Source organism: Pseudomonas sp. PS01299, from assembly GCF_029960145.1.
GTDB classification, from domain to species: Bacteria; Pseudomonadota; Gammaproteobacteria; order Pseudomonadales; family Pseudomonadaceae; genus Aquipseudomonas; species Aquipseudomonas putida_A.
The window spans coordinates 45,449-57,372 of sequence record NZ_JASCPO010000012.1 but is presented as its reverse complement, the minus strand read 5'-3'; the positions used below and the strand labels follow the sequence as shown (position 1 = coordinate 57,372).

General features: G+C 61.1%; 10 protein-coding genes. 7 read left to right on the top strand and 3 right to left on the bottom strand.

All coding sequences use genetic code 11. From position 1 onward, the window contains the following. Positions 1 to 97 precede the first annotated feature (97 nt). Together QMX91_RS04815 and QMX91_RS04810 are read right to left on the bottom strand one after the other, a co-directional pair. A complete protein-coding gene (locus QMX91_RS04815) occupies positions 98 to 1,747 on the bottom strand; it encodes an acyl-CoA dehydrogenase family protein (protein WP_282412335.1) in 1,650 nt (549 codons plus the stop codon). A gap of 97 nt (positions 1,748 to 1,844) precedes the next feature. After that, the gene (locus QMX91_RS04810) at positions 1,845 to 4,199 is read right to left on the bottom strand and encodes a hybrid sensor histidine kinase/response regulator (protein WP_098965767.1); all 2,355 of its coding nucleotides are present in this window, start codon (positions 4,197 to 4,199) and stop codon (positions 1,845 to 1,847) included. A 474-nt stretch (positions 4,200 to 4,673) separates the two neighbouring features. Between QMX91_RS04810 and QMX91_RS04805 the strand changes: the two genes are divergently transcribed. The 4 genes from QMX91_RS04805 (at position 4,674) to QMX91_RS04790 (ending at position 8,192) form a co-directional block, all read left to right on the top strand. Next, positions 4,674 to 5,471, top strand: a complete 798-nt coding sequence (locus tag QMX91_RS04805) for a hydroxymethylpyrimidine/phosphomethylpyrimidine kinase (RefSeq protein ID WP_003228511.1) — start codon at positions 4,674 to 4,676, stop codon at positions 5,469 to 5,471. An 18-nt stretch (positions 5,472 to 5,489) separates the two neighbouring features. Then, a complete protein-coding gene (gene thiE / locus QMX91_RS04800) occupies positions 5,490 to 6,113 on the top strand; it encodes a thiamine phosphate synthase (protein WP_007960555.1) in 624 nt (207 codons plus the stop codon). A 15-nt stretch (positions 6,114 to 6,128) separates the two neighbouring features. Next, on the top strand, positions 6,129 to 7,412 hold the full coding sequence (hemL, locus tag QMX91_RS04795) for a glutamate-1-semialdehyde 2,1-aminomutase (protein ID WP_134787403.1): 1,284 nt from the start codon (positions 6,129 to 6,131) through the stop codon (positions 7,410 to 7,412). 225 nt (positions 7,413 to 7,637) lie between these two features. Continuing rightward, positions 7,638 to 8,192, top strand: coding sequence for a tetratricopeptide repeat protein (locus QMX91_RS04790; protein ID WP_003228518.1), 555 nt, complete (start codon positions 7,638 to 7,640; stop codon positions 8,190 to 8,192). Between the two features lie 166 nt (positions 8,193 to 8,358). Here the strand turns inward: QMX91_RS04790 and QMX91_RS04785 are convergent, their stop codons facing one another. Beyond that, positions 8,359 to 8,688, bottom strand: a complete 330-nt coding sequence (locus tag QMX91_RS04785) for a DUF1820 family protein (RefSeq protein ID WP_003185742.1) — start codon at positions 8,686 to 8,688, stop codon at positions 8,359 to 8,361. Between the two features lie 132 nt (positions 8,689 to 8,820). Between QMX91_RS04785 and miaB the strand changes: the two genes are divergently transcribed. The 3 genes from miaB to ybeY all read left to right on the top strand — a co-directional run bounded on the left by miaB (position 8,821) and on the right by ybeY (position 11,919). Beyond that, positions 8,821 to 10,149, top strand: coding sequence for a tRNA (N6-isopentenyl adenosine(37)-C2)-methylthiotransferase MiaB (gene miaB, locus QMX91_RS04780; RefSeq protein WP_282412334.1), 1,329 nt, complete (start codon positions 8,821 to 8,823; stop codon positions 10,147 to 10,149). 284 nt (positions 10,150 to 10,433) lie between these two features. Beyond that, on the top strand, positions 10,434 to 11,432 hold the full coding sequence (locus tag QMX91_RS04775) for a PhoH family protein (protein ID WP_097089326.1): 999 nt from the start codon (positions 10,434 to 10,436) through the stop codon (positions 11,430 to 11,432). Beyond that, entirely contained in the window at positions 11,425 to 11,919 is a 495-nt protein-coding gene (gene ybeY, locus QMX91_RS04770) for an rRNA maturation RNase YbeY (RefSeq protein WP_096795275.1), read from the top strand. Before QMX91_RS04775 ends, ybeY begins: the two co-directional genes overlap by 8 nt. The last annotated feature ends 5 nt before the right edge of the window (positions 11,920 to 11,924 follow it).

Below are 11,924 nucleotides of genomic sequence, written 5' to 3'. Positions count from 1 at the left end.
GGCTTGCTCGCGAATGCGCTGTGTCAGTCGACCTATCCATTGACTGACACACCACATTCGCGAGCAAGCCCGCTCCCACAAGGGGATTTGTGTTGGGTCAGAAACCCTGGGGGGTTGAACGGGTGACGATGGCTTCGACGTCCAGCCCACGCGGCAATGCACCGTAGACCCGGCCGCCACCACTCAGGCGGCTGGCAATGAACGCGTCGCTGACCGCCGAGTTGCCGGCCTCCAGCAATAGCTTGGCCTGCAAACCGAGCGCGATGTCTTCGGTGAGTTGCCGCGCCCGATACTGAATATCGCTGGTGTCCTTGAACTGCGCCTGCAACTGCTGGATATGCGCAGCCAGACGTTTGTCGCCATGGCCATCGCCCAATTCGCTGAACAACACGTCGAGCACACCCGGTTCTTTCGACAGCGCACGCAGCACGTCCAGGCACTGCACATTGCCCGAGCCTTCCCACGTCGAGTTGACCGGCGCTTCGCGATACAGCCGTGGCAGGATGCTCTCCTCGACATACCCGGCACCGCCCATGCACTCGGCGGCTTCGTTGATCATTCCGGGGGCACGTTTGCAGATCCAGTATTTGCCCACCGCCGTCACCAGCCGGGCGAATTGTGCTTCGTGGCGGTCATCCAGATGATCCAGCGCCTTGCCCATGCGCAGGCTCAGCGCCAGTGCGGCCTCGCTTTCCAGCGCCAGATCGGCCAACACGTTCTGCATCAACGGTTGCTCGCCGAGCAGTTTGCCGCCGACCATGCGGTGCGCGCAGTGGTGACTGGCCTGGGTCAGCGCCTGACGCATCAGCGAGCTGGAGCCGACCATGCAATCGAAACGGGTCATCGCCACCATCTCGATGATGGTCGGCACGCCACGCCCCCCTTCGCCGACCATCCACGCCAAAGCGCCACGGAATTCCACTTCACTGGAGGCGTTGGACTGGTTGCCGAGTTTGTTTTTCAGGCGCTGGATGTAGAACTGATTACGCGTGTCGTCGGGGCGGTGGCGCGGCAGCAGGAAGCAGGTCAGGCCCTTGTCGGTCTGCGCCAGCGTCAGGAATGCATCGCACATCGGCGCCGAGCAGAACCACTTGTGCCCGACCAGTTCATAGGCCTGGCCCGGGCCACTGGCACCCACCGGATAGGCCTTGGTGGTATTGGCCCGCACGTCGGTGCCGCCCTGTTTCTCGGTCATGGCCATGCCGATAGTCACGCCGGCCTTGTGCGCCATGCCGACGTTGCGCGGGTCGTATTCTGTGGCGAGGATTTTCGGCAGCCACTGTTCGGCCAGATCCGGCTGCAAGCGCATGGCCGGGACGCTGGCGAAGGTCATGGTCAACGGGCAACCGCTGCCCGCCTCGGCCTGGCTGTGCAGATAGCTCATCGAGGCGCGGGCGACATGTGCGCCGTCCTGCGGATGAGTCCAGGGTGATGAAGTCAGGCCATGTTCGATCGCGGTGCGCATCAGTTCGTGATAAGCGGGATGGAATTCCACCAGATCGATGCGATGACCGTAGCGGTCATGGCTGACGAATACCGGTTTGTTCTGATTTGCGAGGAACCCGGCTTCCATCAGCGGCCCACCGGCCAGAGCGCCATAGGTGTCGATTCGCGACTCGGCCCAACCGGCGCCAAAACGGCGCGACCACTCCTGCAATGGCAGGTCGATGCGGTACAGGTTGGCACCGTCCAGCGATGGCGGCTGGTTGGTGACTTCGTGGGTTTCGGCGAACTGATGCAGGTTCATGACGGGGCTCCTTTGGTCAGCCAAGGGATCCAGTTAAGCACCGGCCCGTGGTTGATCAAAGTGTCATATGCGCCGAACTGTCGGCGCTTTCACCCTATTACGCGCTGAGCACCCGACGCTCCAGCGCCGTTTGCAGGTCTTCGAATTTCACCGGTTTGTTCAGGTAATCGATGCGCGTGCCCGGTGCGCAATGCTCGCGATCCGTGCCCAGGGCCAGCATGAACACCGGCAGATTGGCGCAGCCGGGCAACCCATGAATCTGGCAGCACAACGAGGCCCCTTCGTGGCTGGGCAACTGGCAATCGATCAGCACCGCATCGAAGGCCTCGCGCTGCAGATAATCCAGCGCCGCCGCGCCGTTGTCCGCCGTGCGTACGCGGAACCCCAGTTTGAGTAGCATGCCGCGCATCACCAGTTGGTTGACGCTGTTGTCATCCACCAGCAACACCGTGCAATCCTGCGGCGCACGGCTACGCTCGTGCAGCGCGTCCGCGGTTGGCGCCGCTTCGACTTCCGGCAGCTCGAACTCGACATCCAGTTGAAAACGGCTGCCGCTGCCAGGCTGGGAGCGGTGAGTCAGCTTGCCGCCGAGCAGTTCCACCAGTTGCCGACAGATCGCCAGCCCCACGCCCAGCCCGCCGTATTCGCGGGTCATCGAGCCGTCGAGCTGGAAGAAGCGCTGATACATCGTCGCCTCGCCCAGATCGGTGAAACCGATGCCGGTGTCGATCACCGCAAACGACAACGCCAAGCGATTGCCCGCCGACGGTTTGCCGGTCACTCGCAGCGCGAGACCACCGACCCGGGTGAACTTGATCGCGTTGTCCAGCAGGCACTCCAGGCACTGCGCCAGTTTGGCGCTATCGCCGTGCAAGCGATCCGGCAGGGTCGGCAGCACCTCGACTTTGAAGTCCAGCGACTTGCTCGCCGCGTTGCCGTCGAACTGCACGCGCAAGGCCTCGACCACCGCGCGCAGGCTGAAGCTGCCCGGCGTCGCCTTGAGCTTGCCGGCCTGCAGTTCGGTGAGGGTGAGGATGCCGTTGACCATGCGCATCATGTCCCGGGCGGAGCCGGCGGCGGTTTGCTGGTATTGCTCCAGTTCAGGCTCCAGCTCGACGGTCTGCATCAGTTCCAGCGAACCGATCACACCGTTCATCGGCGTGCGCAATTCGTGGGTCAGGGTCGCGAGGAATTCATCCTTGAGCTTGTTGCTGTGGGCCAGTTGCTGGTTGAGCACTTCGAGCTTCTGCCCGGCGTCGAACAGGGTCTGCGCCTGTTGTTCGCGCATGGCGTTGATGCGGTCGGCCAGCGCCAGCGACAGCAGCGCGACTTCGATCGCCGAACCGATCTGGCTGGCGTACATGGTCAGGAACACGTTCGGCAGCAGGCCCAGCACCATCAGCGTATTGACGATGCCGCCGAGCAGGAATGCCGACCAGGCAATGATGAAATAACGCGCCACCCGCAAGCCGCGCCACCAGGCGAGAATCCCGGCGGCGAAGATCACCACGGTGAACACCAGCGCCAACAGGGTCGCCAGGCGCAGCGACAAGGCGTAACTGGTCATCAGCGACAGCCCGACCACCAGCGCGCCGAACGCGATCAGGGCGATCAGCAGATAGTCGAGCCAGCGGCTGTGGGTTCTGGTCTGCAGGAAACTGCGGGCGAACTGGCTGCCGAACAGGCCGGCGCAACCGATGAAAAATGGTGTGGCGGCGTTGGCCCACCACGGATTGTCCGGCCAGAAATACTCGACCGCCGCGCCGTTCACCGACAGTTGATAAAGGCCGAACGAGGCGATGTAGAAGATGTAATAGAGGTAACTGGTGTCGCGCACGCTCAGGTAGATGAACAGGTTGTAGACCAGCATCCCCAGCAGCACGCCATAGATAATCCCCAGCACATACAGGCGCACCGGCTGGTCTTCGAGGTACGCGGTGCTCGACCATAACGTCACCGGCGCCTGAATCGAACCCTCGCTGGCCAGGCGCAGGTACACGGTTTTTTGCTGGTCAGGGGCGAAGGTCAGGTCGAACAGGTAATTGTTCTGCCGGATCTCGCGACTGGCGAACGGCAAGGCGTCGCCGGTCTGCCGGATCAGGCGGTAGTCGCCATTGGCATCGGCCATATAAAGGTCGAGATGATCGAGCGGCGGATACGCCAGTTCCAGCAGCCAGGTGCGTTGGGCGGCCGGATTGTTCGGACGGTAATGCAGGTCGATCTTCAGCCAGAACGCCGAGCGCGAGTAACCGGCGTTGAGCGTGGCTTTGTCGTGGGGTTTGAAATTGCCCGCCGCCGCTTGAGCACGGACGTCGGCGATGTTCGCCTGACCGCTCGGGTCTTCGAACACTTGCAAGGAGCGACCCAGGGGAAGGCTCTGGGTATTTTCGTCGAACTCGACGGCGCTTGCGAGGAGGGGCAAGCAGAACAGCAACATCAGCAAATAGCGCATTGAAGCCCCAGCGTGGCTCGTCCGGTTGTGTCAGGAAGCCCCCCATTCCCTTTGAGTAGACGTAAAACCGGTATTACCTGTTATTGGTTTGGATCCAGACTAGCATAGCCGTTGATGGCCATTGAGCACCATCGAAATTTTTCCTACAAAGGCTCTAGAACGGGCGTTTCAGAGCAAAGCAGCGGGCTAGAGCTGTTGAGTTGGTCAGCTCACTACAACGACGGATGTTGTAAATACCTCTTGTGGCGAGGGGATTTATCCCCGATGGGTCGCGAAGCGGCCCCAAACCATGCAACCAGATTCTTTCAGACACGATTCATAGAATGGATTTGCGACTGCTTCGCAGCGCATCGGGGATAAATCCCCTCGCCACAATTGCTACCCGACTAATGGCCGCAATGTGTCAGACAATCTCTAGCCAAACGCTTTCAGGACTGAACCCCAAAATCAGGTTTGGTGGTAAGCTCGCGCACCATGAATATCTACAGCTCCCGCCCCGTTGTCCTCTGTCTCTCCGGCCACGACCCCAGTGGTGGCGCCGGCTTGCAGGCAGATATCGAAGCCCTGCTCGCGCAGGGTTGCCATGCGGCTCCGGCCGTCACCGCCCTGACCGTGCAAGACACCGTCAACGTCACTGACTTCCGCGTCCTCGACCGTGAGTGGGTACTGGCCCAGGCCAATGCCGTGCTCAACGACTCCGAAGTCGCTGCGGTCAAACTGGGCATGCTCGGCTCGCTGGAAATGGTCGACACCGTGGTCGAACTGCTCTCTGCGCACCCGCACTTGCCAGTGGTCTGCGACCCGGTGCTGCGTGCCGGCGGCGGCGGACGCCTGGGCAAGGACGAAGTCGGTTATGCGATGCGCGAGCGTCTGCTGCCGCTGTCGATAATTGCCACCCCCAACCTTCCCGAAGCGCGGATTCTCGCCGAACTGCCCGAAGGCACTGCGGACGAGTGCGCGGAAAAGCTCTTGCCGTTCGTCAAACACCTGCTGATCACCGGCGGCCATGGCGACGAAACTGAAATCCACAATCGCCTGTACAGCCGTGACGGCCTGCGTGAAACCTTCTATTGCCAGCGTTTGCCGGGCAGTTATCACGGTTCCGGCTGCACATTGGCCAGCGCCCTCGCCGGTCGGCTGGCCCAGGGTGAAAACCTCGCCAGCGCGGTGCGTACTGCACTGGATTACACCTGGCGCACCCTGCGCGATGCCGAACAACTGGGCAAAGGCCAGTTCGTGCCGCGTCGCCTGCCGCTGGATTTTTGCTCGTAACGTCGTGAGGTCTGCCTGATGAAACTCCGTGGCCTGTACGCCATCACCGATAGCCAATTGCTGGCGGGCAAGTTTCTGTCGTATGTGGAGGCGGCGCTGGAAGGCGGCGTCACCCTGCTGCAATACCGCGACAAAAGCAGCGACGAGGCCCGCCGTCTGCGCGAGGCCGAAGCGCTACGCGATCTGTGCGAACGCTACAAGACGCAGTTGATCATCAACGATGACGCCGAATTGGCCGCACGCCTCAACGTCGGCGTGCACCTGGGGCAGACCGACGGCCCGCTGTCGCCGACCCGCGCCCTGCTCGGCTCCAAAGCCATCATCGGTTCGACCTGCCACGCGCAACTCGAACTGGCCGAGCAAGCCGCCAAAGAAGGCGCGAGCTATGTCGCCTTCGGTCGCTTCTTCAATTCCAACACCAAACCCGGCGCGCCAAGCTGCAGCCTCGATCTGCTCGACGAGGCCAAACGCAAGCTGCATCTGCCGGTCTGCGCGATTGGCGGCATCACCCTCGACAACGCCGCGCCACTGGTGGCCCACGGGGTCGACCTGCTGGCGGTGGTCCACGGCTTGTTCGGTGCAGAGAGCACCGCCGAAGTGACCCGCCGCGCCCGCGCCTTCAACGAACTTCTGAAAATCTGATTTGAGAGTCCGAACATGTCTCGTTCCGAAACCCTGTTTGCCAATGCCCAGAAACACATTCCCGGTGGTGTGAACTCGCCGGTTCGCGCCTTCAAGAGCGTGGGCGGCACACCGCTGTTCTTCAAGCATGCCGAAGGCGCCTACGTCACCGACGAAGACGACAAGCGTTATGTGGATTACGTCGGTTCGTGGGGGCCGATGATCCTCGGCCACAGCCACCCGGACGTGCTCGATGCGGTGCGCAATCAACTGCAGCACGGCCTGTCCTACGGCGCGCCGACCGCGATGGAAACCGAGATGGCCGACCTGGTCTGCTCGCTGGTGCCGTCGATGGACATGGTGCGCATGGTCAGCTCCGGCACCGAAGCGACCATGAGTGCGATTCGTCTGGCCCGTGGTTACACCGGTCGTGACAGCATCATCAAGTTCGAAGGTTGCTACCACGGTCACTCCGACAGCCTGCTGGTCAAGGCCGGCTCCGGCGCTTTGACTCAAGGCGTGCCAAGCTCCGCCGGTGTACCGGCAGCGTTCGCCAAACACACCCTGACCCTGCCGTTCAACGACATCGACGCTGTGGAGAAGATGCTCGCCGAAGTCGGTCAGGACGTCGCCTGCATCATCGTCGAGCCAGTCGCTGGCAACATGAACTGCGTGCCGCCGGCACCGGGTTTTCTCGAAGGCCTGCGTTCGCTGTGCGACAAGCATGGCGTGGTGCTGATTTTCGACGAAGTGATGACCGGTTTCCGCGTTGCCCTCGGCGGCGCCCAGGCGCACTACGGCGTGACCCCGGATCTGACCACCTTCGGCAAGATCATCGGCGGCGGCATGCCGGTCGGCTGCTTCGGCGGCAAACGTGAAATCATGGAACGCATCGCGCCGTTGGGCCCGGTGTACCAGGCCGGCACCCTGTCGGGTAACCCGCTGGCGATGGCCGCCGGTCTGACCACCCTGCGCCTGATCAGCCGTCCGGGGTTCCACGCCGAACTGACCGACTACACCACGCGCCTGCTCGACGGCCTGCAACAACGCGCCGATGCCGCGGGTATTCCGTTCGTGACCACGCAAGCGGGTGGCATGTTCGGCCTGTACTTCAGCGGCGCCGACGACATCGTCACCTTTGAAGACGTGATGGCCAGCGACGCAGCACTGTTCGGTCGCTTCTTCCACCTGATGCTGGAAGGCGGCGTGTACCTGGCACCGAGTGCATTCGAAGCCGGTTTCACCTCGATCGCCCACGGCGAAGCCGAGCTGAAAATCACCTTGGACGCTGCCGAACGTGCCTTCGCTGCACTGAAGTAATCGCCGTACCGCTGACGTTGGCCATGGCCAGCGTCAGCTTTCACCTACACCCACGCTGTTTTTCCCACGCCTCTGCTAAAAATCCGCCAGAAAGTGGCCGATATATTCCCCGCGCAGCAGAAAAACGAGTAAAGACTTTGTAAGGTTGGCCCTGCTTATTTCATAATGCGCGCTTATTGGATCCCTCGATGGGTCCGCGTGCCCTTCAGAGGTAAGTCGATTCCCATGAACCGCACCGGCCGCACCCTTGCCTTGGGCTGCCTGTTGCTCCTTCAGCCCCTGCTCGCGCATGCACAAGCAGGCGGCAACTCGTTGTTGATCCCGGCGATGGGGCGTTGCACCCTCAACACTCAGCCGCAAGACGTCACGCAGGCACTGGCCGCCTGCCAGAAAGCGGCCGACGAAGGGGATGCGCAAGCGCAATACGAGTTGGGTGAGTTCTACTACGACGGCAAGAATGCGCCACGCGATCTCAATCAAGCCCTGAGCTATTTCGAAAAGGCCTCGCTGCAAGGCCACGCTCAGGCGCAGTTCAAGCTTGGCACCATGTTCTTCCACGGCGAAGGCGTGCAGGCCAACAACATTCAGGCGTACATCGTGCTGAAGATGGCCGCGGTCAACGGCGCCGAAGATGCGCTGGACACCGCCGACGAAGTCTCCGAAAAAATGTCCCGCGAAGACCTCGAAACCGCGACCCAGGTGCTCGGGCAAATTTTCCGTAAATACCTGATGGAACTGCAGAGCGCAGATGGGCGTACGCCGTTTTCGCCATTGCCATAAGCGCTTTTGTGGCGAGGGGATTTATCCCCGATGGGTTGCGTAGCAGCCCCAAAACCCTGCAATCAAGTTCCTTCTGACATACCTTGCTGAATGGACTTGCGCCTGCTTCGCAGTCGATCGGGGATAAATCCCCTCGCCACAAATCATTTCAAATCCAGATCCGGGCTTACTTCTCAGGCATCGGCATCGGAAACGGCATCACATTGCCGACCGCGCCACGGGCTTCGCTGATTTTCGGGGTGCCCAGACGCTCCACCTCGTCGATGCGCACGATCGAATGCATCGGCACAAAGCTGCGCACCACGCCTTCGAACTGCGCCTTGAGCTTCTCTTCGCTCGGATCGACGACCACTTGCGTGCGCTCGCCAAAGACGAACTCTTCCACTTCCAGAAAACCCCACAGATCACTTTGATAGATCTGCTTGGCGTACATTTCGAACACCTGGCCCTGGTTGAGGAAAATCACCTTATAGATTGGAGCTTCGCGTTTGGTCATGGCGGGGGATAACATCGGGGATAAAAATGAGGGCGCAAACTATAGCATAGCCACCGGAAGCACAGCGGTAGGAACCTGAGGGCTTGTTCCCTATAATGCGCGGTTCTTTGAATCACGTGACGACCAAAATCCATGGCCAAGAAGCTTTACATCGAAACCCACGGTTGCCAGATGAACGAGTACGACAGCTCGCGCATGGTCGATCTGCTGGGCGAACATCAGGCCCTGGAAGTCACCGCCCGTGCCGAAGACGCCGACGTGATTCTGCTCAACACCTGTTCGATCCGCGAGCGTGCCCAGGATCGGGTGTACTCGCAGCTCGGCCGCTGGCGCGAACTGAAACTGGCCAACCCGGACATGGTGATCGCCGTCGGTGGTTGCGTGGCCAGCCAGGAAGGTGCGGCGATCCGTGATCGCGCGCCGTATGTCGACGTGGTCTTCGGCCCGCAGACCCTTCACCGTCTGCCGGAAATGATCGACGCCGCACGCAGCAGCAAGTTGCCGCAGGTCGACGTCTCGTTCCCGGAAATCGAAAAATTCGACCACCTGCCCGAGCCGCGCATCGACGGCCCGAGCGCCTACGTGTCGGTGATGGAAGGTTGCAGCAAGTACTGCACGTTCTGCGTGGTGCCCTACACCCGTGGCGAAGAAGTCAGCCGGCCGTTCGATGACGTGATTGCCGAGATCATTCACCTCGCCGAGAACGGCGTGCGTGAAGTGACCTTGCTCGGACAGAACGTCAACGGTTATCGCGGTACGACTCATGACGGTCGCCTGGCCGATCTGGCCGAGCTGATCCGCGTGGTCGCCGCTGTCGACGGCATCGATCGCATCCGCTACACCACTTCGCACCCGCTGGAGTTCTCCGACAGCCTGATCCAGGCCCACGCCGAAGTGCCGGAGCTGGTCAAACACCTGCACTTGCCGGTGCAGTCGGGTTCCGACCGGATCCTCGCGGCGATGAAGCGCAACCACACCGCGCTGGAGTACAAATCCAAGCTGCGCAAACTGCGCGCTGCGGTACCGGGTATCTGCATCAGTTCGGACTTCATCGTCGGCTTCCCCGGCGAAACCGAGAAAGACTTCGAACAGACCATGAAGCTGATTGCCGACGTCGGTTTCGACTTCTCCTACTCGTTCGTCTATAGCCAGCGCCCGGGCACCCCGGCGGCCGATCTGGCCGATGACACCCCGGAGGAGCTGAAGAAAGAACGCCTGAACACCTTGCAGCATCGTTTGAATCAGCAAGGGTTCGAGATCAGCCGACAAATGGTCGGTTCGATCCAACGCATTCTGGTCACCGACTACTCGAAGAAAGACCCGGGCGAGCTGCAAGGGCGTACCGAGAATAATCGTATCGTCAACTTCCGCTGCGATAATCCGACCCTGATCGGCCAGTTCGCCGACGTGCACATCGACGCGGCGCAACCGCACTCGCTGCGCGGCTCGTTGATTCAATAACACCGCGCGTCTTCTGTAGTAGGGCTGTTGTGGTGAGGGGATTTATCCCCGATGGTTGGCGCAGCCGACCCAAAGCTGAAGTTGTGGTGAATCTGCCATACCGAAAGCTCTGGTTTTGGGGCCGCTCCGCGGCCCATCGGGGATGAATCCCCTCGCCACAGATAACTCCACCCGCAACAGAAAGGCTTTCCAGACTCGCATCGATATTTAAGAGCTTTCGCACCCACGCCACTGGCGTTATCCTTGATTTCATCTTAATTGCCCCAGGGCGGCTAAATACGACCTTGAACGCACCCATAGAACCACATCGTTTTATCCTCGAGCCCTTTGAGGCTCGCCGCTTCGCCAATCTGTGCGGGCAATTCGACGAGCATCTGCGCTTGATCGAACAGCGCCTGGCCATCGAGATCCGCAATCGCGGAAACCAGTTCGAGCTGATCGGCGACCCCAAGCACACCACGTCTGCGGAAAACCTGCTGCGCCGCCTGTACCGCGAAACCAAGGGTACCGAGCTGTCGCCAGACATGGTGCACCTGTTCCTCCAGGAATCGGCCGTGGTCGAACTGGACAACCACGCCCCCGCCGAAGCCTCCGTCGCCCTGCGCACCAAGAAAGGCATGATTCGCCCACGCGGCTTGAATCAGCTGCGCTACGTGAAGGAAATCCTCGGCAACGACATCAACTTCGGCATCGGTCCGGCCGGTACCGGCAAGACCTATCTGGCTGTGGCTTGCGCCGTCGATGCCCTGGAGCGCGAGCAGATCCGCCGCATCCTGCTGGTACGTCCGGCGGTTGAAGCCGGTGAAAAACTCGGTTTCCTGCCGGGTGATCTCGCCCAGAAGATCGACCCGTACCTGCGCCCGCTGTACGACGCCCTCTACGAAATGCTCGGCTTCGAATACGTGGCCAAGCTGATCGAACGTCAGGTGATCGAAGTCGCGCCGCTGGCCTACATGCGCGGTCGGACGCTGAACAACAGCTTCATCATTCTCGACGAAAGCCAGAACACCACCGTCGAGCAGATGAAGATGTTTCTGACCCGGATCGGCTTCGGCTCCACCGCGGTCATCACCGGCGACATCACCCAGGTCGACCTGCCGCGCGGCACCAAGTCCGGGCTGCATCATGTGATCGAAGTGCTCAAGGACGTTCCGGGCATCAGCTTCACCCATTTCCAGCCCAAAGACGTCGTGCGCCATCCGTTGGTGCAGCGGATCGTCGAGGCCTACGAGCGCTTCGAGACCCGTGCCGAAGCCGCCAGGGAAACCTCGCGCGATGCTTGAGCTGGATCTGCAAATCGCTACCGAAGCGAACGCCCCGAGTGAAGCCGACTTCCGCAAATGGTGCGAACTGGCCCTGCGCCAGCGCAGCGCCGACTCGGAAATGACCATTCGTCTGGTTGACGAGGAAGAAGGTCGTGAGCTGAATCACACCTGGCGCCATAAGGATTACGCGACCAACGTCCTGTCGTTCCCGGCCGAAGTCCCGGACGAGTTTCTCGATATCCCGCTGCTTGGCGATCTGGTGATCTGCGTGGCCGTGGTCGAGCGCGAAGCTGCCGAACAAGGCAAGGAACTCCAGGCCCATTGGGCACATCTAGTCATTCACGGCTGCTTGCATCTGCTCGGTTACGACCATATAGATGACGACGAAGCCGAAGAAATGGAAGCACTGGAACGCGAGTTGCTTGCCGAACTGGGCTATCCCGATCCGTACGCGGACGACGAAGCCGAAACATCCCCTATCGTTACAACAAAGGATTCAGAGTAATCGCT

Coding starts and splice junctions, on each gene's coding strand:
- thiE (WP_007960555.1), top strand. CDS start 5,490: ATGAAACTCCGTGGCCTGTACGCCATCACCGATAGCCAATTGCTGGCG.
- miaB (WP_282412334.1), top strand. CDS start 8,821: ATGGCCAAGAAGCTTTACATCGAAACCCACGGTTGCCAGATGAACGAG.
- QMX91_RS04790 (WP_003228518.1), top strand. CDS start 7,638: ATGAACCGCACCGGCCGCACCCTTGCCTTGGGCTGCCTGTTGCTCCTT.
- hemL (WP_134787403.1), top strand. CDS start 6,129: ATGTCTCGTTCCGAAACCCTGTTTGCCAATGCCCAGAAACACATTCCC.
- QMX91_RS04805 (WP_003228511.1), top strand. CDS start 4,674: ATGAATATCTACAGCTCCCGCCCCGTTGTCCTCTGTCTCTCCGGCCAC.
- QMX91_RS04810 (WP_098965767.1), bottom strand. CDS start 4,199: ATGCGCTATTTGCTGATGTTGCTGTTCTGCTTGCCCCTCCTCGCAAGC.
- QMX91_RS04815 (WP_282412335.1), bottom strand. CDS start 1,747: ATGAACCTGCATCAGTTCGCCGAAACCCACGAAGTCACCAACCAGCCG.
- QMX91_RS04785 (WP_003185742.1), bottom strand. CDS start 8,688: ATGACCAAACGCGAAGCTCCAATCTATAAGGTGATTTTCCTCAACCAG.
- ybeY (WP_096795275.1), top strand. CDS start 11,425: ATGCTTGAGCTGGATCTGCAAATCGCTACCGAAGCGAACGCCCCGAGT.